Consider the following 25,176-nt stretch of genomic DNA (forward strand, 5'->3'; position numbering starts at 1 on the left):
ACGCCTGGACGGCCTGCGGCCCGCAATGCGGTGCACTGCTCAGGCTGAGCTCAAGGAGTCCGGTGCGCTGATGACGCCGTCGTCGTGGTCGGGCGGGCGGTTGGGCAGGCAGTCTGGGGCCAGTCCTGAAACTTTCTCAGGTTCCGCTCAATCGCACGGGTGAGGTGGGTGGTTCGGCGACGGCGAAGTCGGCCCGGTGCCGCTCGGAAAGCGGCCGGACTCCTCGGTGCGGCTCGAGGAACGACCGGAACCCTCGGCCGGGTTCGGCTCCGGTGCGTGGAAGGGCATCTGGAAGTGCTGTGACCGGTCCCTGTGTTGGCCGGTGAAGTCGCCGGGTTCCGGTGCCAGTTGCGCCTTCAGGTGTCCCGAGAACCTACACCGCCGGCACGCCGGTTCAGCCGGTCCGGCGAATCAGCGCCAGGTACATAGCGTCCGTGCCGTGCAGATGCGGCCACAGTTGTACGTCCGGACCCTCTCCGAGGGCCGGGACGTCCGGGAGCAGTGGGCGCGCGTCGATGAGCTCGGCCCCGGGGAACTGCTTGAGCACGTCGGCGACCACCGCGCGGGTCTCGGCGAGGTGGGGCGAGCAGGTGGCGTAGCCGACCACGCCGCCGACGCGTACGGACTCGAGTGCCGTGCGCAGCAGGGCGCGCTGGAGCGGGGCGAAGCCGTCCAGGTCCTCGGGACGGCGCCGCCACCTGGCCTCGGGACGGCGGCGCAGCGCCCCGAGCCCGGTGCAGGGAACGTCCATCAGCACCCGGTCGAAACTGCCGGGGCCCCACGGAGGCCGGGTGCCGTCGGCGGCGATGACCTGGTAGGGGCCGGGGTTTCCGGCGAGCGCCTTGGCCACCAGGCCGGCCCGGTGGGGCTGCTTCTCGGATGCCAGCAGTACGGCTCCGCGCTCGGCGGCGAGCGCCGCGAGCAGCGCCGCCTTGCCACCGGGACCCGCGCACCCGTCGAGCCACTTCTCGTCGGGACCCTCCAGGGGCGCGTTCGCCAGGGCGAGGGCGACGAGCTGACTGCCCTCGTCCTGAACGCCCGCGCGGCCTTCCGCCACGGCCTTCACGGCACCGGGCTCGCCGCCCTCGGTGAGCCGGACGGCGTACGGCGACCAGCGGCCGGGCACCGCGGCCTCCTCGCGCAGCAGCTCCTCCGTGGTGGCGCGGCCGGGGCGGGCGACGAGCGTGACCTCGGGACGCTCGTTGTCGGCCTCCAGCAGGTCCTCGATCCCGGCGCGAGGGCCGCCGAGAGAGTCCCACAGGGCGTAGACGACCCAGCGCGGGTGCGAGTGGACCACGGCGAGGTGGTCCTCCGGGTCCTCGTCGTACGGCGGGGCCACCCGCTCCAGCCAGCCGTCGAGATCGTCCTGGGCGACCTTGCGTAGCACGGCGTTGACGAACTTGGCCCGCCCGTCGCCGAGCACGACCCGGGCGAGCTCGACGGTGGCGGACACGGCCGCGTGGCTCGGGATCCGCGTCCCGAGCAGCTGATGGACGCCGAGGCTCAGTACGTCGAGCACGGGCGGATCGACCTCGCGCAGCGGCCGGTCGACGCAGGCCGAGAGGATCGCGTCGTACGTCCCCTGCCTGCGCAGCGTCCCGTACACCAGCTCGGTGGCGAGCGCCGCGTCCCGCCCGTCGAAGTCGTCCGTGTCCCGTGCCTTGCGCAGCAGCGGCGGCAGCACGAGGTTCGCGTACGCGTCCCGCTCGTCGACGGCTCGCAGCGCGTCGAAGGCGAGTATGCGGACGGGGTCCTTCTGGGGACGGCGGTACGGCTTGCCCGGCTTGCGGGGACGACGTGACTGGTCGCTCACGAAAAAGGTGCTCCGGATGTGGGATGACGTGCGCTTCCCAGCCTACGTCCACGCGTGCCGGGCCGATCGCGGAGGGCGGCCCCCGGTCAGCTCCCGAGGGTCTCCGCGGTGCCGATCCGCACCCCGCGCGCCCAGTCCGCGGCCCGCATGGGCTTCTTGCCCTGGGCCTGCACCCACACCAGCTCCACGGCGTACGAACCGGTGCCGACCTGCACGTTGTTCTTGCCGACAGCCAGGTGTCCCGGGGCGAGGTCCGTGCGCTCGGGCACCGGCGTGACCTGGATGAGCTTCAGCCGTTCGCCACGGAAGGCGGTCCAGGCGCCCGGCGCGGGGGTGCAGGCGCGCACCATGCGGTCCACCCTAAGGGCGGGCGCGGACCAGTCGACGTGCGCGTCCTCCACGGTGATCTTGGGCGCGAGCGTCACGCCCTCGGCGGGCTGCGGGACAGCCTTCAGGCTGCCGTCCTCGATGCCGTCCATGGTGGCCGCGAGCAGTCCGGCACCGGCGAAGGCGAGACGGGTGAGGAGGTCGCCGCTGGTGTCGGTGGAACGGACCTGCTCCGTGATGGTGCCGTAGACGGGCCCGGAGTCGAGCCCTTCCTCGATCAGGAAGGTGGAGGCCCCGGTGATCTCGTCGCCCGCCAGCACGCTGTGCTGCACGGGGGCGGCGCCGCGCCAGGCGGGGAGCAGGGAGAAGTGGAGGTTCACCCAGCCGTGGGCGGGGATGTCGAGGGCGACGCGCGGCAGGAGCGCGCCGTAGGCGACGACCGGAGCGCAGTCGGGTGCGATCTCCCGCAGCCGGGCGAGGAAGTCCTCGTCCCGGGGCCTGTTCGGCTTGAGGATTTCGATCCCCGCCTCTTCCGCCCGCTCGGCGACGGGGCTGGCGACGAGTCTGCGCCCGCGCCCCGCCGGTGCGTCGGGCCGTGTGACGACGGCGGCCACCTCGTGCCGCTCGGACGCGATCAGGGCGTCCAGCGCGGGAACGGCGACCTCGGGGGTACCTGCGAAGACAAGCCTCATGGGTGGGTGACGGCCTCTCGGGCGGGAGTACTGACGGGCCCGTGCGCCCCCGGCTGCGCCGAGGGGGACGGGCAGCGCACCAGTCTATGGGGCCGGGGGCGTACGAGGCGCTGCGGCGGCCTCATGCCACGACGAACGCCCCATGGCAGCGCACACCACTCATGGGGGCGTACGCATATGTCCTCGCGCCCCCGCACCGTGACCACAGGCCTGAAGGCGCGTTGGTCAAGTAAGAGTTGACCGCAACGGGCCGCGATCGCGGCCCGGCCCTTTTCAACGCCGGTTCGAGAGGCTTGTTCATGGCCGACCACGCAACCCACGACGCCCAGGCCCGGGCCAGCCTGCACTTGCTGGTGCGGGACATCGAGCGGGTCCGCCGGCAGGTGGACGCACTGCGCACCCTCACCGCCCAGTTGGGCAATGTGTACCGTCCGCGCCGCTCCGGCCCCTCCACGGGCTTCGTCGTCTACGGACGCGCCCCCGCTCCTACCGTCCGGCTCGCCCAGGAGTTGCGGGACAGTGTGGAGACCCTGGTGACGGCGGCCGTGGACTTCGACCGTTCGCTCGGCTTCTCGTGGGACGCCGTGGGCTCCGCGCTGGGCGTCACCAAGCAGGCGGTGCACCGCCGTTACGGTGCCCGCCGCGCGGCGGGCACCCAGCCGACCGGCGACACCGAGCTCTCCGCGGACTCGTCCGGCAGCCGCACGATCAATATGGGCGCCGGTATCCCCGCGGTCCCCGCGGCCCGCTCGATGCCGACGCAGCCGACGGCGAGCGCCCCCACCCTGCGCGACGAGGTCAGGCCGACGGCCTTCCCCGGCCCGCGCAACGGCTGAACCGCTCCCCGCCTGCCTCCCGGAACCTCCGGGAGGCAGCCGCACGGTCGCAGGGCGGGCCTGCGGACCGCGGGATGCCCGGCGGACGGCACACCGGCCGCCGCCTCCGGGCCTCGCGGATACCGAGGCATCTCCTGACGTGCCGTCACCGGACGCCCGGCACGGCCGAATCGGCACCGCACCGTGCGACCTTGACCCGCTCGCGCGATCCGCTCGGTCACCCGATGTCCGGTGGGTCGATCCGGATCCGGACCGGCTCGGCGCCGCCGCTCCCCCCACGTACCGTCCGGGCCGCCAGCGCGGTCTTCAGCGCCGCCGCCAGCGCGGCCCCACTCCCCGGAGGTACCCGGACGAGCGCCCGTTCCCACCGCTGCCCCGGCGGCGGTGCACCGGTCCGCCGCGGCCGCCCGGCCTCGGTCACCGGCATAGGCACCGGTCCCAGCACCTCCGCGTCCGCGGGAAGTCGTACCTCGCCGAGGAACCCGGTCACCGTCTCGGCCGGACCCGAGACGGCCGCCATCCGCGAGACCGGCGGAAAGCCCAGCTCGGCCCGCTCGGCGAGCTCCCGCACCGCGTGCCCGACGGGATCCCACCGCACGAGCGCCTGCACCGGCCGCAGCGTCGGCTCGGCGACCACCACGACGGTCCCGCCGGCCGGCTGCGGTCTGACGAGCGCGCCCGCGCCGATCCACCTCCGCAGCGCGTCCTCGCCGGCCCGCAGATCCGGTCGCCCGAGCATGGCCCATCCGTCGAGCAGCAGCGCCGCCGCGTATCCGCCGTCGGCGACCGGCTCGGCCCCGGGTGTGCTCACGACCAGCGCGGGCGTCCCCGGCACCGTGTCGAGCACCTGCTCACGCCCCGAGGTCCGCACCGGGACGGCCGGGAACGCGCGCCCCAGTTCCTCGGCGGTCCGCCGGGCCCCGACGACCTGGGCCCGCAGCCGGAAACCGCCGCACTCCGGACAGTGCCAGGACGTCTCCTCCCGTCCGCACCAGCCGCAGCGCAGCTCCCCCGCGTCCTGGGCGGCCAGCGGTCCGGCGCAGTGCCGGCACCGGGCGGGCGCGCGGCACTGGGCACAGGCCATACGGGGCACATAACCGCGCCGTGGCACCTGCACCAGCACGGGGCCCGTCCTCAGCCCGTCCCGTACGACCTCCCAGGCGAGCGTGGGAAGGCGTGCCACCCTCGCGGCCTCGTCCCGCGCGAGGTCGCCGTCCCCCACGGTCCGCACGAGCGGCGCGGCTGCCCGCACCCGCTCGCGGTCGGCGACGAGCGGTACGGCCCAACCGCTCTCGACAAGCTGGGCGGCCTCGACGGTGCAGCTCCAACTCCCCAGCAGAAAGGCGCACTTGTCCCGTGAGGCGCGCAGCTCCAGCACTTCGCGGACATGAGGGAAGGGAGCGTTGTCGTCGCTGTGACTGGCGTCCCCGTCGTCCCAGACCACCACGAGCCCGAGATCCCGTACTGGCGCGAACATGGCGGCCCGCGTCCCGACGACCGCCCGCACGGCCCCGCGCCGTACGGCCAGCCACTCCCGGTAGCGGCGCTCCTGACCGGCATCGGCGGTCAGGACCGCGTGCTGTCCTTCTCCCATCAGCCCCTTGAGGGCGGCATCGACCCGCGCGGCGGCACGTCCGGCGGGCACGACAACCAGCGCTCCTCGGCCCGAGGCCAGCGTGGCCTGCACGGCCCGGGCGATCTCCTGCGCCCACTCAGGCCCGGGCAGCGCGGTCCACACGGCCCGGGGTGCCCCGCCGCCGGCCAGCGACTCCAGGAACTGCGTCCCCCGCCCGTAGCGCCGCCAGGACCCGGGGTCGGGTGCGGGAGGCGGCGAGGGCGGCGCCCCCATCTCGGTGGCCTCGGCCCGGGCGTGCCGGGGTGGCACGGCGAGCTGGAGCACATCGGCGAGACTTCCCGCGTACCGGTCGGCGACGGCCCGGGTGAGTCCGAGCAGCTCGGGCGAGAGAACCGGCTCGGGAGACACGACCTGCGCCAGCGCGGCGAGCGGCCCGGAGTAGTCGGACTCGGCCGCCCGCTCGACCAAAAACCCGTCGATGAGCCCACCGCCCTCGCGGCGCCCTTCCCGCACGGTGCGCCCACCGGCTCCGAAGCGCACCCTGACCCTGACCCCTGGCTGGGCCACCGCGTCGAGCTCCTCGGGGACCGCGTAGTCGAAGTACCGGTCCAGATGCAGCACGCCCTTGTCGACGAGCACGCGCGCCACGGGGCGCTCCTTGGCCAGCGCGGCTCCCCGCCAGGTCCGCGGCTTGGCCCTGGGCTCCTGGGCCTTCCGCACGGCCTCACGCATCAGCGCAAGCTGCTCGGGCGGCGCGGCTTCTTCCCCGCCCGCCCGCTGCTCCCCGTTCGCGCTGCTCACGCTTGCATTCTTACCAAACGTCACTGACACCGGCGCCGGCCCGAGCTCACTCCGCCACAGCTCACGCACACTCCGAGGGCCCTTCGGGCATGGTCCGCTCGGCCGATACGGGCGCCGAGCCCGGAGCAGGATTCGAGCCTGGGAGGACAGTGGCCACCAGTGCCCGCACGCGCGCCGGGCATGCGTCGGCGACTGTCCCGACCCTTTGCGGCGACGGCGATCCCGGGCCTCACAGCAGCACACACGCGACACTCGCACTCCCCCGGGGCACACCGCAGGCTCCGTACCGCGAAGGGCCTCACACGGCCGTTTCCGGCACGACAAGGCCCGACGTCCGAAAGACGGGCGCCGGGCCTTGTGCTACGCGTCGGGGGGGGGTTACAGCCCCGCGGCCGTCCGCAGGGCCTCGATGCGGTCCGTGCGCTCCCAGGTGAAGTCGGGCAGCTCACGGCCGAAGTGACCGTACGCCGCCGTCTGGGAGTAGATCGGGCGGAGCAGGTCGAGATCACGGATGATCGCGGCCGGACGAAGGTCGAAGACCTCGGTGATCGCGTGCTCGATCTTCTCGGCGTCGACCTTGGCCGTCCCGAAGGTCTCCACGAACAGACCGACCGGCTCGGCCTTGCCGATCGCGTACGCGACCTGGACCTCGCAGCGCGAGGCGAGACCCGCCGCGACCACGTTCTTGGCGACCCAGCGCATCGCGTACGCCGCCGAGCGGTCCACCTTCGACGGGTCCTTGCCCGAGAACGCGCCACCGCCGTGGCGGGCCATGCCGCCGTACGTGTCGATGATGATCTTGCGGCCCGTCAGGCCCGCGTCACCCATCGGGCCACCGATCTCGAACCGGCCGGTGGGGTTGACCAGCAGACGGTAGCCGTCCGTGTCCAGCTTGATGCCCTCCTCCAGCAGAGCCTTCAGCTCCGGCTCCACCACGAACTCGCGGATGTCGGGCGACAGCAGGGACTCCAGGTCGATGTCGCTGGCGTGCTGCGAGGAGATGACCACCGTGTCCAGCCGGACCGCCTTGTCGCCCTCGTACTCGATGGTGACCTGGGTCTTACCGTCCGGGCGCAGGTAGGGGATCGTGCCGTTCTTGCGGACGTCGGACAGCCGCTTGGACAGGCGGTGGGCCAGGAAGATCGGCAGCGGCATCAGCGTGGGCGTCTCGTCCGACGCGTAGCCGAACATCAGCCCCTGGTCGCCTGCGCCCTGGCGGTCCAGCTCGTCCTCGTCACCCTCGACACGGGCCTCGTAGGCCGCGTCCACACCCTGCGCGATGTCCGGGGACTGCGCGCCGATCGACACCGAGACGCCGCAGGAGGCGCCGTCGAAGCCCTTCTTCGACGAGTCGTAGCCGATCTCGAGGATCTTGCTGCGCACCAGCGTCGCGATGTCCGCGTAGGCCTTGGTGGTGACCTCACCGGCCACGTGCACCAGGCCGGTGGTGATCAGCGTCTCCACGGCGACCCGGGAAGTCGGGTCCTCACGCAGAAGCGCGTCGAGAATGGTGTCGCTGATCTGGTCAGCGATCTTGTCGGGGTGGCCCTCGGTCACGGACTCCGAGGTGAACAGGCGACGGGACACAACGCTCCCTGGGGTTGCAGCGGCTGCTGGCTGATCATTGGTGGACGGGACGGGGGCTGCGCCCGGCGTCGTCCGAGAACAGTTTATCGGTCGCGCTCGGCCACCCGCCCATGTGTCTCGTCTCTCGGGAACGCTGTGACCTGCGGCACGGGCATTCTGCCTATGCCGCAGGATCTTTTCCAGGGTCGCCACGCCTGAATGTTCCGAGCCGGCCGGTGTCCGAGGACGGGTGAGATCCTCAGGTCAGACGGCGGGCGACCAGGTCCCACACCGTGTCGGCCAGTGCTTCCTTCGGGCCGTACGGCACCGGGGTCTCACTGCCGTCGGCGCCCAGCACGACGGCCTCGTTCTCCTCCGAACCGAAGGTCTTGCGCTCCCCCACCTCGTTCACCACGAGCAGGTCGCAGCCCTTGCGCTCCAGCTTCGCGCGGCCGTTGGCCAGCACATCGTCCGTCTCCGCGGCGAAGCCCACGACCACCTGGCCGGGACGGGCGCGCTCGGCGGAGATCTCCGCGAGGACGTCCGGGTTCCTGACCAGGACGACGGGCTCCGGGTCCCGGCCGTCCTGCTTCTTGATCTTCCCCGCCGCATAGGTCGCCGGGCGGAAGTCCGCCACCGCCGCCGCCATCACCACGGCGTCCGCCTCCGCGGCCGCCTTCATCACCGCCTCGCGCAGCTGGACCGCGGTGCCCACCCGGACGACATCCACTCCGGCCGGGTCGGGCAGGTCCGTGTTCGCGGCGATCAGGGTGACGCGGGCGCCTCGTGCCGCGGCCGTACGGGCCAGGGCGTAGCCCTGCTTGCCGGAGGAGCGGTTGCCGAGGAAGCGGACGGGGTCGAGAGGCTCCCGGGTGCCGCCCGCGCTGACCACCACATGGCGGCCTGCGAGATCCGGCTCGGTCACGCCCCGGGCCAGCACCCGACGGCAGACCTCGAAGATCTCGGCGGGGTCGGGCAGCCGGCCCTTGCCCGTGTCCACACCGGTCAGCCGGCCCACGGCGGGCTCGATCACCACGGCACCGCGGCGCCGCAGCGTCGCCACGTTCTCCTGGGTGGCCGGGTGCTCCCACATCTCGGTGTGCATGGCCGGGGCGAAGACGACGGGGCAGCGTGCGGTCAGGAGCGTGTTGGTCAGCAGGTCATCGGCCAGGCCGTGGGCGGCCTTGGCGAGCATGTCGGCCGTCGCCGGGGCCACGACCACCAGGTCGGCGTGCTGGCCGATGCGGACGTGCGGGACCTCGTGGACGCCGTCCCAGACCTCCGTGGAGACAGGGTGACCGGAGAGGGCGGACCAGGTCGCGGCACCCACGAAGTGCAGCGCGGACTCGGTCGGCACGACACGGACGTCATGGCCGGACTCGGTCAGTCTGCGCAGCAGCTCACACGCCTTGTACGCGGCGATGCCACCGCTGACCCCCAGAACGACATTCGGCTTGCCCACCGGGCCTCCCGCACTCGACACCCGTACGCCGAGGTTCACCGGCGTACGGGTCTATGACACACCACAGGCCCGACAGCCGAGCTGCCGGGCCTGTGGAAAAACCTATCGCGATCCGCAGATTCGACTACCTGCGAACGCGGTCCTGATGCGTGCTGCTGCTACTGCGCCGGGCCTTCGATGGCCTCGGAGGTCAGCAGACCCGCGTTGATCTCGCGCAGGGCGATCGACAGCGGCTTCTCGTGGACGTGGGTGTCGACGAGGGGACCGACGTACTCGAGGAGGCCCTCACCGAGCTGCGAGTAGTACGCGTTGATCTGACGGGCCCGCTTGGCCGCGTAGATCACGAGGCTGTACTTCGAGTCGGTGGCCTCGAGGAGCTCGTCGATCGGCGGGTTGATGATGCCCTCGGGCGCGGTGATGGAAGAGGACACGCTCTACCTTCCGAAGATGGGAAAGATCAGACCTGATCACACAACCCTGATCACACAACGTTCATCAAGGCTAGCAGCTCGCGCGCCACGCCCTCGACCGAGGTGTTGACCAGGGTGACATGGAACTCGGGCTCGGCCGCCAGCTCGATCTTGGCCGCCTCCAGACGGCGCTCGATCACCTCCGGCGGCTCGGTGCCCCGTCCGGTGAGTCTGCGCACGAGCTCCTCCCAGGTGGGAGGAGCCAGGAACACCAGCTGGGCCTCGGACATGGACTCGCGGACCTGCCGGGCGCCCTGGAGGTCGATCTCCAGCAGGACCGGCACTCCGGCCTCCAGGTGCTGGAGCACGGCGGCCCGGGGCGTGCCGTAGCGGTTGCCGGCGAACTCGGCCCACTCCAGCAGCTCCCCATTGGCGATCAGCTTGTCCATCTCGTCGTCGGTGACGAAGAAGTAGTGGACTCCGTGCCGCTCGCCGGGGCGTGGTTTGCGGGTCGTCGCCGACACCGAGAGCCACACCTCGGGGTATTCCTTGCGCATATGGGCGACGACCGTGCTCTTGCCGACCCCGGAGGGGCCGGAGAGCACGGTCAGCCGCGGACGTTCACTCATGCAGCGATTATTCCAGCAATCCCGGAGTGCACCGGACTCAGCTGGTGGCGCCGCCGAACTCACGCTCCAGCGAGGCGATCTGGTTGGACCCGAGACCGCGCACGCGGCGGCTCTCGGAGATGCCCAGTCGCTCCATGATCTGCTTGGCGCGGACCTTGCCCACGCCGGGCAGGGACTCGAGCAGGGCGGAGACCTTCATCTTGCCGATGACGTCGTTCTCCTGACCCTGCTTGATGACCTCGTGCAGAGAGGCGCCGGAGTGCTTGAGTCGATTCTTCACCTCGGCCCGCTCCCGGCGAGCCGCGGCGGCCTTTTCGAGCGCGGCTGCGCGCTGTTCAGGGGTAAGGGGCGGAAGAGCCACGCCTACGTCACCTCGGATGTCGAACTGTCGGATACGGACCGGTGAGGAACCTAGTCGGCCCACACCTGGGGAGCCACGAGCAACACGCTTGCCCGTCCTCTCGTCGGAGACTAGCGGGCGAGCGCGCCGGAGTCAGCGAGAACAGCGGAAAAGTCCTGGTCAGCCTCCATCGAGCCGGACTTTTCGGACATATTGCCCCGAATTTGAGGATGTATTCAGACTCAAGCCCTCCCGGAGACACTCGTCGGAGGGCCGCTCGTGAAGCCAGAAGGCGATTAGCGGGCCGCCACAGCGGCCCTGATCTCGTCCGCGAAACGTTCCGCAGCGTCACGCAGAGCGACGACGTCGGGGCCGTGGCGCAGCACCCCCCGGCTCACGTTCGGCACCACGTTGTGCACCGCCGCCCCGAAGGCGCGCGGCAGATCGGCCGCGGTGGCCCCCTGGGCCCCGATGCCCGGGGCGAGCAGGGGTCCGTTGATGTCCAGGTCGTACGACGACAGGTCGCCGAGCGTGGCACCCACGACGGCGCCGAACGAGCCGAGGGGCTTCTCCCCGGCGTTCTCGGCGGCGAGGTGCGCGAGCATCGTCGCCCCCACGTTCCGGCCGTCGGGTCGCGCGGCGTGCTGCACCTCGCCGCCCTCGGGATTGGAGGTCAGGGCCAGCACGAAGAGACCCGCCCCGCTCTCCCTCGCCAGGTCCACGGCCGGCTTGAGCGACCCGTAGCCGAGGTACGGCGAGACCGTGAGCGCGTCGGAGAACAGCGGGGAGTCCTTCCTCAGGAAGGACTCCGCGTAGGCGGCCATCGTCGAGCCGATGTCGCCGCGCTTGGCGTCCATGACCACCAGTGCCCCGGCGGCCCGCGCCTCCTCGACCGTCTTCTCCAGGACCGCCACGCCACGCGAGCCGAAGCGCTCGAAGAAGGCGCTCTGCGGCTTGAGGACGGCGACCCGCCCGGCCGTCGCCTCCACTACCGTGCGGCTGAACCACTCCAGGCCCGCGACGTCGTCGTTCAGGCCCCACTCGGCGAGCAGCGAGGCGTGCGGGTCGATGCCGACGCACAGCGGACCGCGCTCGTCCATGGCACGGCGCAGGCGCGCGCCGAAGGGTTCCCCGGAAAGCCGCTGCGGCCCGGCGGCCTCCGCCGGAGAGTGGTGGCCCGGTGTCGGGTGGGCGGTCATGCGGTCTTCCTCACGTCGGCGCCGACCGCGTCGGCGAGGGTGGCGTAGGGGCTCGTACGGAGTCGGGCGAGGAGCCCCTTGTGGATGGCGCGGCTCCAGAAGGGCCCTTCGTAGATGAACGCGCTGTAGCCCTGCACCAGCGTGGCACCGGCCAGAATGCGCTGCCAGGCGTCCTCGGCGCTCTCGATGCCGCCCACGCCCACCAGGGTGATGCGGTCGCCCACGCGCGCGTAGAGGCGGCGCAGCACGTCCAGAGAGCGCGTTTTGAGCGGCGCGCCCGACAGTCCGCCCGTCTCCTTGACCAGGGAGGGTTCGGAGCTCAGGCCGAGGCCCTCGCGCGCGATGGTGGTGTTCGTGGCGATGATGCCGTCCAGCCCGAGTTCCACGGCGAGATCGGCCACGGCGTCGACGTCCTCGTCCGCGAGGTCCGGGGCGATCTTGACCAGGAGCGGCACCCGCCGGCTGGTGACCGTGCGGTCGGCGGCCTCGCGGACGGCGGTCAGCAGCGGACGCAGTGCCTCGGTCGCCTGCAGATCGCGCAGCCCGGGGGTGTTCGGCGAGGAGACGTTGACCACCAGGTAGTCGGCGTACGGCGCGAGCCGCTCGGTCGACTTCACGTAGTCCTGGACGGCCTCGGTCTCGGGGACGACCTTGGTCTTGCCGATGTTGACGCCGACGACCGTCCGGAAGACGGGGGTGCGCGACGCCAGACGCGCGGCGACGGTCAGCGAGCCCTCGTTGTTGAAGCCCATCCGGTTGATCAGCGCCCGGTCCGCGACCAGGCGGAACAGCCGCTTCTTGGGGTTGCCCGGCTGGGGCTCCCCCGTCACCGTGCCGATCTCGACGTGGTCGAAGCCGAGCATCGACATCCCGTCGATCGCGACGGCGTTCTTGTCGAAACCGGCGGCGAGCCCAAAGGGGCCGTGCATCCGCAGACCGAACGCCTCGGTGCGCAGTTCCTGGTGGCGGGGCGCGAGGGCCGCCGCGACGAAGGTGCGAAGCACAGGGATGCGCACGGCCAGGCGGATCCAGCGGAAGGCCAGGTGGTGGGCCTGCTCGGGGTCCATCCGTGTGAAGACCAGACGGAAGAACAGCTTGTACATGTCTCGGGAGTCCTCAGGGTCCGGGGTCCTCATGAGGAGGGGGACACCGTTTCCCGCCCGGTGCCCCCCTCCTCGGCTGCTAGTCGCGGGCCGCGATCAGGTGTTCCGCGTGCTCCTGGAGTGAGCGGACGCCCACGTCTCCGTGGTTGAGGGCGTCGATGCCCTGGACCGCGGCGGCGAGCGCCTGGACCGTCGTCAGGCACGGCACGGAGCGGGCCACCGCCGCGGTACGGATGTCGTAGCCGTCGAGGCGGCCGCCGGTGCCGTACGGGGTGTTGACGATGAGGTCGACCTCGCCGTCGTGGATCAGCTGGACGATGGTCTTCTCGCCGTCCGGGCCCGTGCCCTCGGACTGCTTGCGCACGACGGTGGCGTTGATGCCGTTGCGCTTGAGGACCTCGGCCGTCCCGGACGTGGCGAGCAGCTCGAAGCCGTGGGCGACCAGCTCACGCGCCGGGAAGATCATCGACCGCTTGTCCCGGTTGGCGACCGAGATGAAGGCGCGGCCCTTGGTGGGCAGCGGGCCGTACGCCCCCGCCTGCGACTTGGCGTAGGCCGTGCCGAAGACGGAGTCGATGCCCATGACCTCGCCGGTGGAGCGCATCTCCGGGCCGAGGATGGTGTCGACGCCCCGTCCGTGGATGTCGCGGAACCGCGACCACGGCATGACGGCCTCCTTCACGGAGATCGGCGCGTCGAGCGGCAGTTCGCCGCCGTCGCCGTGCGCGGGCAGCAGCCCTTCGGACCGCAGCCCGGCGATCGTCGCGCCCAGCGAGATCCGGGCCGCGGCCTTCGCGAGCGGCACCGCCGTCGCCTTCGAGGTGAAGGGCACGGTGCGGGACGCGCGGGGGTTGGCCTCCAGGACGTAGAGGATGTCCCCGGCCATCGCGAACTGGATGTTGATCAGTCCTCGGACCCCGACGCCGCGGGCGATGGCCTCCGTCGAGGCGCGCAGCCGCTTGATGTCGAAGCCGCCCAGCGTGATCGGGGGCAGCGCGCACGCCGAGTCGCCGGAGTGGATGCCGGCCTCCTCGATGTGCTCCATGACGCCGCCGAGGTAGAGCTCCTCGCCGTCGTAGAGGGCGTCGACGTCGATCTCGATCGCGTCGTCGAGGAAGCGGTCGACCAGCACCGGCCGGGAGGGGCTGATCTCGGTCGACTCGGCGATGTACGAGGCGAGCCGGGTCTCGTCGTAGACGATCTCCATGCCGCGTCCGCCGAGGACGTACGAGGGCCGGACGAGGACCGGGTAGCCGATCTCGTCCGCGATCGCCTTGGCCTCGTCGAACGTGGTGGCCGTGCCGTGCTTGGGCGCCGGGAGGCCGGCCTCCGCGAGCACGCGCCCGAACACCCCGCGGTCCTCGGCGGCGTGGATCGCCTCCGGAGAGGTGCCCACGATCGGCACGCCGTTGTCCTTGAGCGCCTGGGACAGGCCCAGCGGGGTCTGGCCGCCCAGCTGGACCACGACACCCGCGACGGGGCCGGCCTGCTGCTCGGCGTGGACGATCTCCAGCACGTCCTCGAGCGTCAGCGGCTCGAAGTAGAGGCGGTCGGAGGTGTCGTAGTCCGTGGAGACGGTCTCCGGGTTGCAGTTGACCATCACGGTCTCGTACCCGGCGTCGCTCAGCGCGAAGGAGGCGTGGACGCAGGAGTAGTCGAACTCGATGCCCTGGCCGATGCGGTTGGGGCCGGAGCCGAGGATGATCACCGCGGGCTTGTCGCGCCGGGCGACCTCGGTCTCCTCGTCGTAGGACGAGTAGAAGTACGGCGTCCTCGCCGCGAACTCGGCGGCGCAGGTGTCGACCGTCTTGTACACCGGGCGGATGCCCAGCGCGTGCCGCACCTCACGCACGACGTCCTCGCGCAGCCCGCGGATCTCACCGATCTGCTGGTCGGAGAAGCCGTGCCGCTTGGCCTCGGCGAGCAGCTCGGGGCCGAGCTTGTCGGCGGCGGCGAGCTCGTCCGCGATCTCCTTGATCAGGAACAGCTGGTCGACGAACCAGGGGTCGATCCTCGTCGCCTCGAAGACCTCTTCCTGCGTGGCGCCGGCGCGGATGGCCTGCATGACCACGTTGATCCGGCCGTCGGTGGGACGCCCCGCCACCTGGAGGAGCTCGGCCTTGTCCCCTACATCGCCCACGAACGTGAACTGGCTGCCCTTCCTCTCCAGCGAGCGCAGCGCCTTCTGGAAGGCCTCGGTGAAGTTGCGGCCGATCGCCATGGCCTCGCCCACCGACTTCATCGTCGTGGTCAGCGTGCTGTCCGCGCTCGGGAACTTCTCGAAGGCGAACCGCGGTGCCTTGACGACGACGTAGTCCAGGGTCGGCTCGAAGGAGGCCGGGGTCTCCTGGGTGATGTCGTTCGGGATCTCGTCGAGGGTGTAGCCGACGGCGAGCTTGGCCGCGATCTTGGCGATCGGGAAGCCGGTCGCCTTGGAGGCGAGGGCCGAGGAGCGCGAGACGCGCGGGTTCATCTCGATGACGATCACGCGACCGTCCTCGGGGTTCACCGCGAACTGGATGTTGCAGCCGCCGGTGTCGACGCCGACCTCGCGGATGACGGCGATGCCGATGTCGCGCAGGACCTGGTACTCGCGGTCCGTCAGGGTCATCGACGGGGCGACCGTGATCGAGTCGCCGGTGTGCACGCCCATCGGATCGAAGTTCTCGATGGAGCAGACGACCACGACGTTGTCCCGCTTGTCTCGCATCAGCTCCAGCTCGTACTCCTTCCAGCCGAGGATGGACTCCTCCAGGAGCACCTCGGTGGTCGGCGAGAGGGTCAGGCCCTGGCCGGCGATGCGGCGCAGCTCCTCCTCGTCGTGCGCGAAGCCGGAGCCGGCGCCGCCCATGGTGAAGGAGGGACGGACGACGACCGGGTAGCCGCCGAGCTGCTCGACGCCGGCGAGCACCTCGTCCATGGAGTGGCAGATCACGGACCGGGCGGACTCGCCGTGCCCGATCTTCTTGCGGACCTCCTCCACGACGTCCTTGAACTGGTCGCGGTCCTCGCCCTTGTGGATCGCCTCGACGTTCGCGCCGATCAGTTCGACGCCGTACTTCTCCAGAACGCCGTTCTCGTGCAGCTTGATGGCCGTGTTCAGGGCCGTCTGGCCGCCCAGGGTGGGCAGCAGCGCGTCCGGGCGCTCCTTGGCGATGATCTTCTCGACGATCTCCGGGGTGATCGGCTCGACGTAGGTCGCGTCGGCGATCTCCGGGTCGGTCATGATCGTCGCCGGGTTGGAGTTCACGAGGACGACGCGCAGGCCCTCGGACCTCAGGACCCGGCAGGCCTGGGTGCCGGAGTAGTCGAACTCGGCGGCCTGGCCGATGACGATCGGGCCCGAGCCGATGACCAGGACGGACTGGATATCGGTGCGCTTAGGCACGCTGGGCCTCCATCAGGGATACGAAGCGGTCGAACAGGTAGGCGGCGTCGTGCGGACCCGCGGCCGCTTCGGGGTGGTACTGGACGCTGAAGGCCGGCTGGTCGAGCAGCTGGAGTCCCTCCACCACGTTGTCGTTGAGGCAGACGTGGGAGACCTCGGCGCGGCCGTAGGGCGTGTCGGACACCTGGTCGAGCGGCGCGTCGACGGCGAAGCCGTGGTTGTGCGCGGTGACCTCGACCTTGCCGGTCGTACGGTCCTGCACCGGCTGGTTGATGCCCCGGTGGCCGTACTTCAGCTTGTAGGTGCCGAAGCCGAGCGCGCGGCCCAGGATCTGGTTGCCGAAGCAGATGCCGAACAGGGGCGTGCGGCGCTCCAGTACGGCCTGCATGACGGAGACCGGGTGGTCGGCGGTGGCCGGGTCGCCGGGACCGTTGGAGAAGAACACGCCGTCCGGGTTCACGGCGTAGACGTCCTCAGCGGTCGCCGTCGCGGGCAGCACGTGCACCTCGATGCCGCGCTCGGCCATGCGGTGCGGGGTCATGCCCTTGATGCCGAGGTCGACCGCGGCGACGGTGAACTTCCTCTCGCCGATCGCGGGCACGACATAGGGCTCGGTGGTGGCGACCTGGGCGGCGAGGTCCGCGCCCTTCATCTCGGGGGCCTGGCGCACCTCGGCGAGCATGGTGCCCTCGTCGGGCAGCGCGTTGCCGGAGAAGATGCCGACGCGCATGGCGCCGCGCTCACGCAGGTGACGGGTCAGCGCACGCGTGTCGATACCGCTTATGCCTACGACGCCCTGGTGGCGCAGCTCCTCGTCCAGCGAGCGCCTGGCACGCCAGTTGGAGGGCACCCGCGCGGGGTCGCGCACGACGTAGCCCGCCACCCAGATCCGCTTCGACTCGGGATCCTCGTCGTTGACACCGGTGTTGCCGACGTGGGGGGCGGTCATCACGACGACCTGGCGGTGGTACGACGGGTCGGTGAGGGTCTCCTGGTAGCCGGTCATACCGGTGGAGAACACGGCCTCTCCGAAGGTCACCCCCACGGCCCCGTAGGCACGGCCGCGGAAGATGCGGCCGTCCTCCAGGACGAGTACGGCGGGAACCCTCGCGGCTCCCTTGGTGGAGGTCGTCATCGTGCGCCTTCCGTCTTGTTGATCATCTGGTTCAGGGTGTCGACCCATTCGTTGTGCTCGGCCGCCCGGTCGGAGCGGAACCCGGAGTCGATCAGCCTGTCGCCGTGCGCCCAGGTCACCACGAGGAGCCCGCCCTCGGTGAGGACCTTGCCGGCGATCCCCTTGTCCAGCCGGGCCTCGCGCAGCCGTGCGACCGGCACGAAGAAGTCCGTCGCCCCGGGGCGTACGACGTCCAGGCCCGCGTCCGTCAGCGTGAGCTCGACACGGCTGCGGGTACCCAGACCGCGCGCCACGATCCGGTCCAGCCACTGCCCGGCGGTCGTGGAGCCGTGGTAGCGGCCGCTCATGCTCAGTCTCGCCGGGCCGGGGTCGTCCGGCGCGGTGGGAAGTTCGGGCAGGTCGCCCTGGAGGGTGCCGCGCCACTTCCAGCCCTCGCGCATCAGCCAGTAGACGAGCGCGATGAAGAGGACGAGTCCCACGAGCCAGCCGATGCGGGCGGCCCAGTCGGTCACTTCCGCCGATTTCTTCTCTGCGGCGAACAACATCACAGATGTCACGCGAGCTTCCCGTCGATCAGCGTGGCCTTGCCCCGCAGCCATGTGTGCGTGACACGGCCCGGCAGCTCACGGCCTTCGTATGGGGTGTTGCGGCTGCGCGAGGCGAAGCCCGCGGGGTCCACCCGGCCACGGTATGCGGTGTCGACAAGCGTGAGGTTGGCGGGCTCGCCTGCCGAGACGGGGCGGCCGTGGCCGGCCGCCCGGCCGATCCGCGCGGGCTTGAAGGACATGCGGTCGGCGACGCCCGCCCAGTCGAGCAGGCCGGTGTCGACCATCGTCTCCTGGACCACGGACAGCGCGGTCTCCAGGCCCACCATGCCCATGGCGGCCGCGGCCCACTCACAGTCCTTGTCCTCGTGCGGGTGCGGGGCGTGGTCGGTGGCGACGATGTCGATCGTGCCGTCGGCGAGCGCCTCGCGCAGGGCCGTCACATCGCGCTCGGTGCGCAGCGGCGGGTTGACCTTGTAGACCGGGTCGTAGCTGCGCACCAGCTCGTCGGTGAGGAGGAGGTGGTGCGGGGTGACCTCCGCGGTGACGTCGATGCCGCGGGACTTGGCCCAGCGGACGATCTCGACGGACCCGGCGGTCGACAGGTGGCAGATGTGGACGCGCGAGCCGACGTGCTCGGCGAGCAGCACGTCCCGCGCGATGATCGACTCCTCGGCGACCGCAGGCCAGCCGCCGAGCCCCAGCTCGGCGGAGACGACGCCCTCGTTCATCTGGGCGCCCTCGGTCAGCCGTGGCTCCTGCGCGTGCTGGGCGACGACCCCGCCGAAGGCCTTCACGTACTCCAGGGCCCGGCGCATGATCACCGCGTCGTCGACGCACTTGCCGTCGTCGGAGAAGACGGTGACGCCCGCCGCCGACTCGTGCATGGCACCCAGCTCGGCGAGCTTCTTGCCCTCGAGGCCGACGGTGACGGCTCCGATGGGCTGCACATCGCAGTAGCCGTGCTCCCGGCCGAGCCGCCAGACCTGCTCGACCACACCGGCGGTGTCGGCGACCGGGAAGGTGTTGGCCATGGCGAACACGGCGGTGTAGCCGCCGCTCGCGGCGGCCCTTGTACCGGTCAGCACAGTCTCGGAGTCCTCGCGGCCGGGCTCGCGCAGATGGGTGTGCAGGTCGACGAGGCCCGGGAGCAGCACCTTGCCTTCGGCCTCCACCACCTCGGCGCCCTCGGCGCTCAGGCCGGTGCCCACGCCGGCGATCGTCTCGCCGTCGATCAGCACGTCCTGTGGCTCACCGCCGAGTACCTTCGCACCGCGGATAAGGATCTTGCTCATCGTTCTTACTTCTCCTCGGTGGTACGGGCAGGGGTGCCGGCGGGCGTGCTCTTCGCATCGAACACGGCGCCTCCAAGCAGCAGGTACAGGACCGCCATGCGGATCGAGACGCCGTTCGCCACCTGCTCGATGGCGGTGCAGCGGTCGGAGTCGGCCACCTCGGCGGTGATCTCCATGCCGCGGACCATCGGCCCGGGGTGCATCACTATGGCGTCCTCGGGCATCTTCGCCATGCGGTCGCCGTCGAGGCCGTAGCGCCGGGCGTACTCGCGCTCGGTCGGGAAGAAGGCGGCGTTCATACGCTCGCGCTGGACGCGCAGCATCATCACGGCGTCGGACTTGGGCAGGGTGGAGTCGAGGTCGTAGGAGACCTCGCAGGGCCAGGATCCGACGCCGATCGGCAGCAGGGTCGGCGGGGCGACGAGGGTGACCTCGGCGCCGAGCGTGTGCAGCAGGTCGACGTTGGAGCGGGCGACCCGGCTGTGCAGGACGTCTCCGACGATCGTGATGTGCTTGCCGGCGAGGTCGCGGCCGATACCCGCGTCCCGTCCGACCAGGCGGCGGCGCATGGTGAAGGCGTCGAGCAGCGCTTGGGTGGGGTGCTGGTGGGTGCCGTCGCCGGCGTTGATCACGGCAGCGTCGATCCAGCCGGAGTTGGCCAGACGGTAGGGGGCTCCGGAGGCGCCGTGCCGGATGACGACAGCGTCGACGCCCATGGCCTCCAGGGTCTGCGCGGTGTCCTTGAGGGACTCCCCCTTGGACACGCTCGATCCCTTGGCGGAGAAGTTGATGACGTCCGCGGACAGGCGCTTCTCGGCGGCTTCGAAGGAGATCCGGGTACGGGTCGAGTCCTCGAAGAACAGGTTGACGACGGTGCGGCCGCGCAGAGTCGGCAGTTTCTTGATCGGCCGGTCCGCGACCCGGGCCATCTCCTCGGCGGTATCGAGGATCAGGACGGCGTCGTCGCGGGTGAGGTCGGCGGCCGAGATCAGATGGCGCTGCATCTTTCAGGCTCCGTAAGGCAGTTCATCATTCGGGAGGATTCGGGCAGGCGGGCGCGCGCTGGGGCGCACTCGCGGGGCGTGAGCTTGTGGCGTACGCCGGAGTGCTAGTGCTGTGCGCCCGGGGCGGTCTGCTTGGCGCCGAGCAGCACGGTGTCTCGACCGTCCTCCTCGGCGAGCTGGACCTTGACCGTCTCCCGCAGCGACGTGGGGAGGTTCTTGCCGACGTAGTCGGCGCGGATCGGCAGTTCGCGGTGGCCGCGGTCGACCAGGACCGCGAGCTGGACCGCACGCGGCCGCCCGATGTCGTTCAGGGCGTCGAGGGCTGCGCGGATGGTGCGGCCGGAGAAGAGCACATCGTCGACGAGGACCACGAGGCGGCCGTCGATGCCGTCACCGGGGATCTCGGTGCGGGCCAGCGCTCGCGGCGGCTGCATGCGGAGGTCGTCGCGGTACATGGTGATGTCGAGGGAGCCGACCGGGATCTTGCGGCCGGTGATCTGCTCCAGCTTGTCGGCGAGCCGCCGGGCGAGGAAGACGCCCCGGGTCGGAATGCCGAGGAGCACCACGTCGTCGGCGCCCTTGGCGCGCTCGACGATCTCATGGGCGATACGGGTCAACACCCGTGCGATGTCGGGGCCTTCGAGGACGGCCCGCGCATCGGAATGCTGCGTGTCCATACGAAACGGACCTCCTTCTCCGCCTCACGGGACGGACCTTAAAGGACGTCGGAATTGCGCCATACACGCTACCAGGCCGCTGGCGGTGACCCGTCACCCCCCTGGCCGCACGCGTCACCCGTCCGGCGGCACCGCGGGCCGTCCACCACGGAAGGGTCGGTCCGGACCATTCGGCTTGACGGGGGAGAGTCACGCTGCGTAACCTCACAGTGAGTCACCAGCCGCGCGGCCGAGCCGCACGTCGACACCGTGTCCGGGGAGCTATATGTCCAGCGAATACGCCAAACAGCTCGGGGCCAAGCTCCGGGCCATCCGCACCCAGCAGGGCCTTTCCCTCCACGGTGTGGAGGAGAAGTCCCAGGGCCGCTGGAAGGCAGTCGTCGTCGGTTCGTATGAGCGCGGCGACCGCGCCGTCACCGTCCAGCGCCTCGCCGAGCTGGCGGATTTCTACGGGGTTCCGGTGCAGGAACTGCTGCCCGGCACCACGCCCGGCGGCGCCGCGGAGCCGCCGCCGAAACTGGTCCTCGACCTGGAGCGGCTGGCCCATGTGCCGGCCGAGAAGGCCGGCCCGCTGCAGCGGTACGCGGCCACGATCCAGTCCCAGCGCGGTGACTACAACGGCAAGGTGCTGTCGATCCGCCAGGACGACCTGCGCACCCTCGCGGTCATCTACGACCAGTCGCCTTCCGTCCTCACCGAGCAGCTGATCAGCTGGGGTGTCCTCGACGCGGACGCGCGCCGCGCCGTCTCCCACGAGGAGAGCTGACCGCTCCCGTCCTCAGCAGAAACGTGCCGCCCCCGTGCGCTGCCCTCACCGGGCACCCCGCGGGGGCGGTTCTGTTGCGCCCTGCGAGGACCCGCCGGCGCGGCCCCAGCCCACCCGCCACGCCGTACACACCGGCCCCGGTGGTCACTGTTGCCACGACCTCCCGGACGACCTCGCGGGAGGCGCTATCGATGGCCGAGAGGGCCGTGACGGGGCCCGAGGGGCCGCGCGGAAGGCGGGCGGGGCGGTTGCAGGCGGAGCGGTGACCGTGCCTGCCACGGAGGCGACGACGGCCGGCGGTCCGGGGGCTTGCCCCCGGAACCGCCGGCCAGTCGTCGGCGTCAGGCGTGTCGGCCGCACGCCTAGTCGCGACGCAGGCTCGGCTTCAGATCCTTGAGACGGCCCAGCAGTCCGTTGACGAACGCGGGCGACTCGTCCGTGGAGAACTCCTTGGCGAGCTGCACCATCTCATCGAGCACCACCGCGTCCGGGGTCTCGTCGACCCAGATCAGCTCATAGGCACCCAGACGCAGGATGTTGCGGTCGACGACCGGCATGCGGTCCAGTGTCCAGCCGACCGCGTACTGCGCGATCAGCTCGTCGATGCGCTGCGCGTGCTCCGCATAGCCCTCGACGAGCTGCATCGTGTACTCGCTCACCGGCGGCTGCCGGGTGTCGTCGCGCGAGAGCCGGATCCAGTCCGCGAGGACCGTGAGGACGGCGGCCCCGCGCTGGTCCCCCTCGAAGAGGATCTGGAAGGCGCGCTTACGTGCCGTGTTACGGGCAGCCACGGTTAAGCGTTCACCCGGCCGAGGTAGTCGCTCGTGCGGGTGTCGACCTTGATCTTCTCACCGGTGGTGATGAAGAGCGGGACCTGGATCTGGTGGCCGGTCTCCAGCGTGGCGGGCTTGGTGCCGCCGGTGGAGCGGTCGCCCTGGACACCCGGCTCGGTCTCGGCGATGGTCAGCTCGACAGCGGCGGGCAGCTCGACGAAGAGCACCTCGCCCTCGTGCTGCGCGACGACTGCCGTGAACCCCTCGATGAGGAAGTTCGCGGCGTCACCGACGGCCTTCGGGTCGATGTGCAGCTGGTCGTACGTCTCCATGTCCATGAAGACGAAGTAGTCGCCGTCCTTGTACGAGTACTGCATGTCGCGCTTGTCGACGGTGGCCGTCTCGACCTTGACACCGGCGTTGAAGGTCTTGTCGACGACCTTGCCGGAGAGCACGTTCTTGAGCTTGGTGCGCACGAAGGCGGGGCCCTTGCCGGGCTTGACGTGCTGGAACTCGACGACGGACCAGAGCTGGCCGCCTTCGAGCTTGAGCACCATGCCGTTCTTGAGGTCGTTCGTGGAAGCCACGGTTGCGGAATCTCCTGGACTGGTACGACCCCGGGGCGCGCGCTACAGCGCGAGCAGCTCCTTGGTCGTGATGGTGAGTAGCTCGGGTCCGCCGTCCGCCTCGGGGCGTACGACGAGCGTGTCATCGATCCGGACACCGCCCCGTCCCGGGAGGTGTACCCCCGGTTCGATGGTGACCGGCACGCAAGCGTCCAGTTTACCCATGGCTGTGGGAGCCAACTGCGGGTCCTCGTCGATTTCGAGCCCCACCCCGTGCCCCGTCAGCGGCGGAAGGCACCCGCCGTACCCCGCGGAATCCAGTACCTGACGCGCCGCGCGGTCCACCTCGCGGTTGGCGGCGCCGGGTGTCAGGGCCTGTCGTCCGGCGCGCTGGGCCGCGAAGACCAGGTCGTACAGCTCGATCTGCCAGTCGGCGGGCGAGGTGCCGATCACGAACGTGCGGCCGATCTCGCAGCGGTAGCCGCGATAGGCGGCCCCGAGGCAGACGGAGAGGAAGTCGCCCTCCTCCACCCTCCGGTCGGTGGGTCGGTGACAGCGGCGGCCGGAGTTGGGCCCGGTCGCGACCGAGGTGGCGAATGCGGGTCCGTCGGCCCCGTGGTCGACGAGCCGCCGCTCCAGTTCGAGGGCCAGATGGCGCTCGGTGCGCCCGACGAGGATCGACTCCAGCAGCTCGCTCAGGGCCTGGTCGACGATCTCGGCGCCGATCCGCAGCAGGGCGATCTCCTCCTCGTCCTTGACGACCCGCAGCTGCTCGACCGCACTGCCGAGATCGCTGAGCCGCAGCCGGGGAGCGACGGATCTGAGGGCCCGGTGCCGGGCCACGGTGAGGTGGTGCTCTTCGAGCGCCAGGGACTCGGCACCCTGCGAGGCGGCCAGGTCGGCCGCGGCGACGGCGGTGTCACCGGCGGGCACCGGCAGCGCGTGCACTCGCATCGCCTCGTCGGGCCGTCCGTCGGCGAGCTGGTCGTCCGGCGGTCCGGCGCACACCAGCACGTCGTGGCCGATGCCCAGCAGCAGTACGGCGCCCCTGGGCGCGGCGCCCGCGAGATAACGAACGTTGGCGGGGCGGGAGACCAGCGCCGTCGCGCTGCCGCCCGCACTGCAGCGCTCCCTCAGCCGCTCCCGGCGGGCCGCGTACACCTCTGACATGACCCGAGCCTACGAGCGTCAGCCGAATGTCGCCGTTCCAGAGGTCCGGACGGGCGGCTCTCACCCGTGGAGGCCGCATCGTGGGCCCGGCGGTCGGCCATCCGGAGGATGCCCGCCCGGTGGGATCTCACCCCGCGTGGGGTCCGACGGCCCCGTCTCCGGGAGGGGCCCGTCAGGGCCTCACCACTGCGGTGGGCTCGCGATCGAGCGGGCCAGTACCTCGTCCAGGACCCGGGCCGTGCCCGGGACGTCGAGCTGAGAATTGTCGATGATCGGCAGCCCGGAGCCGTACCAGCCGGCCATACGGCCGTGGATGCGCGCGACTTCCTCATCGGTGAGCCGGCGGTTGCCGGTGCGCTCGGCATTGCGCTCCAAGACCACCTCCAGGCCGGGCAGCAGCACGACCGGCAGCAGGCCCGGGCCCACATGCCGCTTCCAGCCGCCGAGGCCGACGACGGGACGGTCCGGGAAGACGGCGTCGTCGAGGATGCAGGAGATCCCGTTCGCCAGGAAGTTGCGGGCGGCGAAGCCGCAGGTACGGCGGGCGAGACGATACTGCGCCTCCGAGTGGTCGTTCCAGCCCGACTGCGGGTCGGCGAAGCCCGAGCGCACCCATTCGCGTACGTCGTCGAGGCTGATGTGGGCCGTGGGGGTCCTGCGATGGTCGGCCCAGTACTTGGCGACGCTCGTCTTGCCCGCACCGGCCGGGCCTATGAGCAGTACGGCGAGCGTGGTGGCCGCGAGGTCGGGTGTGCCCGGGGCCGGCGGTGCGCTCGGCATGCCGACCGGGCCGCCGGGTGGTAGTTGCACATGTCCCGTGGTGTCCGGCGCGGGCGGAAGGGGCGGCTGGGCCGGCGGGACGTGGGCGTGCGGGGCACCGGCGGGCGCGGGCGGTACCGCGAAACCCGGCGCGGCCGGGGCCTGCGGTACGGGGCCCGGCTGGGCGCCGGGCTGTCCCGGATGGTGTGCGGCCGGTGCCCAAGTGGTCGCCGGACCGTGCCCCGGCTCGTGGGGCGGCGGCAGCGGAGCTCCCACTGCGTCCTGCATCCGGTGCTACTCCGTCTCGTGTTTCGGTTCGCCTCCGGCGGGCGATCGGCGCTGGC

The 25,176-nt window shown here is 71.2% G+C and carries 22 protein-coding genes; 2 read left to right on the plus strand and 20 right to left on the minus strand.

Annotated features, from left to right (window positions below):
- Positions 1-394 precede the first annotated feature (394 nt).
- Both ACWDA7_RS04545 and fmt read right to left on the minus strand, forming a co-directional pair.
- Complete coding sequence (locus ACWDA7_RS04545) at positions 395-1,813, minus strand: RsmB/NOP family class I SAM-dependent RNA methyltransferase (RefSeq protein ID WP_450602723.1); 1,419 nt, start codon at positions 1,811-1,813, stop codon at positions 395-397.
- Between the two features lie 86 nt (positions 1,814-1,899).
- A complete protein-coding gene (gene fmt, locus ACWDA7_RS04550; RefSeq protein ID WP_450602724.1) occupies positions 1,900-2,832 on the minus strand; it encodes a methionyl-tRNA formyltransferase in 933 nt (310 codons plus the stop codon).
- Positions 2,833-3,131: 299 nt separating this feature from the next.
- Here fmt and ACWDA7_RS04555 point away from each other — a divergent pair, with 299 nt between their 5' ends.
- Positions 3,132-3,668 (plus strand): hypothetical protein, encoded by a 537-nt coding sequence (locus ACWDA7_RS04555; RefSeq protein ID WP_450602726.1) that lies wholly within the window; start codon positions 3,132-3,134, stop codon positions 3,666-3,668.
- Between the two features lie 217 nt (positions 3,669-3,885).
- Here the strand turns inward: ACWDA7_RS04555 and ACWDA7_RS04560 are convergent, their stop codons facing one another.
- The 14 genes from ACWDA7_RS04560 to pyrR all read right to left on the minus strand — a co-directional run bounded on the left by ACWDA7_RS04560 (position 3,886) and on the right by pyrR (position 20,798).
- A complete protein-coding gene (locus tag ACWDA7_RS04560) occupies positions 3,886-6,045 on the minus strand; it encodes a primosomal protein N' (protein WP_450602727.1) in 2,160 nt (719 codons plus the stop codon).
- Between the two features lie 378 nt (positions 6,046-6,423).
- A complete protein-coding gene (gene metK / locus ACWDA7_RS04565) occupies positions 6,424-7,632 on the minus strand; it encodes a methionine adenosyltransferase (RefSeq protein ID WP_450602728.1) in 1,209 nt (402 codons plus the stop codon).
- Between the two features lie 238 nt (positions 7,633-7,870).
- Positions 7,871-9,073, minus strand: a complete 1,203-nt coding sequence (coaBC, locus tag ACWDA7_RS04570; RefSeq protein ID WP_450602729.1) for a bifunctional phosphopantothenoylcysteine decarboxylase/phosphopantothenate--cysteine ligase CoaBC — start codon at positions 9,071-9,073, stop codon at positions 7,871-7,873.
- 158 nt (positions 9,074-9,231) lie between these two features.
- Positions 9,232-9,504 (minus strand): DNA-directed RNA polymerase subunit omega, encoded by a 273-nt coding sequence (gene rpoZ, locus ACWDA7_RS04575; protein WP_005319902.1) that lies wholly within the window; start codon positions 9,502-9,504, stop codon positions 9,232-9,234.
- Between the two features lie 50 nt (positions 9,505-9,554).
- Positions 9,555-10,112, minus strand: coding sequence for a guanylate kinase (gene gmk / locus ACWDA7_RS04580; RefSeq protein ID WP_450602730.1), 558 nt, complete (start codon positions 10,110-10,112; stop codon positions 9,555-9,557).
- Between the two features lie 37 nt (positions 10,113-10,149).
- Positions 10,150-10,473, minus strand: coding sequence for an integration host factor (locus tag ACWDA7_RS04585; protein ID WP_059125536.1), 324 nt, complete (start codon positions 10,471-10,473; stop codon positions 10,150-10,152).
- A gap of 275 nt (positions 10,474-10,748) precedes the next feature.
- Positions 10,749-11,651 (minus strand): orotidine-5'-phosphate decarboxylase, encoded by a 903-nt coding sequence (gene pyrF / locus ACWDA7_RS04590; protein ID WP_450602731.1) that lies wholly within the window; start codon positions 11,649-11,651, stop codon positions 10,749-10,751.
- A complete protein-coding gene (locus ACWDA7_RS04595; RefSeq protein ID WP_450602732.1) occupies positions 11,648-12,754 on the minus strand; it encodes a quinone-dependent dihydroorotate dehydrogenase in 1,107 nt (368 codons plus the stop codon). The genes pyrF and ACWDA7_RS04595 overlap by 4 nt, the downstream gene beginning before the upstream one ends.
- Positions 12,755-12,833: 79 nt before the next feature.
- On the minus strand, positions 12,834-16,142 hold the full coding sequence (gene carB / locus ACWDA7_RS04600) for a carbamoyl-phosphate synthase large subunit (RefSeq protein WP_450602733.1): 3,309 nt from the start codon (positions 16,140-16,142) through the stop codon (positions 12,834-12,836).
- A complete protein-coding gene (gene carA, locus ACWDA7_RS04605; RefSeq protein WP_450602734.1) occupies positions 16,135-17,277 on the minus strand; it encodes a glutamine-hydrolyzing carbamoyl-phosphate synthase small subunit in 1,143 nt (380 codons plus the stop codon). The genes carB and carA overlap by 8 nt, the downstream gene beginning before the upstream one ends.
- A complete protein-coding gene (locus ACWDA7_RS04610; protein ID WP_450602792.1) occupies positions 17,274-17,822 on the minus strand; it encodes a PH-like domain-containing protein in 549 nt (182 codons plus the stop codon). The genes carA and ACWDA7_RS04610 overlap by 4 nt, the downstream gene beginning before the upstream one ends.
- A gap of 8 nt (positions 17,823-17,830) precedes the next feature.
- Positions 17,831-19,117 (minus strand): dihydroorotase, encoded by a 1,287-nt coding sequence (locus tag ACWDA7_RS04615; RefSeq protein ID WP_450602735.1) that lies wholly within the window; start codon positions 19,115-19,117, stop codon positions 17,831-17,833.
- Between the two features lie 5 nt (positions 19,118-19,122).
- On the minus strand, positions 19,123-20,121 hold the full coding sequence (locus tag ACWDA7_RS04620) for an aspartate carbamoyltransferase catalytic subunit (RefSeq protein WP_450602736.1): 999 nt from the start codon (positions 20,119-20,121) through the stop codon (positions 19,123-19,125).
- 104 nt (positions 20,122-20,225) lie between these two features.
- Positions 20,226-20,798 (minus strand): bifunctional pyr operon transcriptional regulator/uracil phosphoribosyltransferase PyrR, encoded by a 573-nt coding sequence (gene pyrR, locus ACWDA7_RS04625; RefSeq protein WP_359390076.1) that lies wholly within the window; start codon positions 20,796-20,798, stop codon positions 20,226-20,228.
- A gap of 265 nt (positions 20,799-21,063) precedes the next feature.
- On the opposite strand from pyrR, the gene bldD reads away from it, so the two are divergent.
- Positions 21,064-21,564: a transcriptional regulator BldD gene (gene bldD / locus ACWDA7_RS04630; RefSeq protein ID WP_003956405.1), complete on the plus strand. Its 501-nt coding sequence runs from the start codon at positions 21,064-21,066 to the stop codon at positions 21,562-21,564.
- 362 nt (positions 21,565-21,926) lie between these two features.
- Here bldD and nusB read toward each other — a convergent pair whose 3' ends face one another.
- The 4 genes from nusB to ACWDA7_RS04650 form a co-directional block, all read right to left on the minus strand.
- A complete protein-coding gene (gene nusB / locus ACWDA7_RS04635; protein ID WP_359390073.1) occupies positions 21,927-22,355 on the minus strand; it encodes a transcription antitermination factor NusB in 429 nt (142 codons plus the stop codon).
- A gap of 2 nt (positions 22,356-22,357) precedes the next feature.
- Positions 22,358-22,924 (minus strand): elongation factor P, encoded by a 567-nt coding sequence (gene efp / locus ACWDA7_RS04640; protein ID WP_359390071.1) that lies wholly within the window; start codon positions 22,922-22,924, stop codon positions 22,358-22,360.
- A 42-nt stretch (positions 22,925-22,966) separates the two neighbouring features.
- Positions 22,967-24,073 carry an aminopeptidase P family protein gene (locus tag ACWDA7_RS04645; RefSeq protein ID WP_450602737.1) on the minus strand — a complete coding sequence of 369 codons (1,107 nt, stop codon included), beginning with the start codon at positions 24,071-24,073 and terminating at the stop codon, positions 22,967-22,969.
- A 180-nt stretch (positions 24,074-24,253) separates the two neighbouring features.
- A complete protein-coding gene (locus ACWDA7_RS04650) occupies positions 24,254-25,120 on the minus strand; it encodes a Pro-rich N-terminal domain-containing protein (RefSeq protein ID WP_450602738.1) in 867 nt (288 codons plus the stop codon).
- Positions 25,121-25,176 lie beyond the last annotated feature (56 nt).

Source organism: Streptomyces sp. NPDC001156, assembly GCF_053598275.1.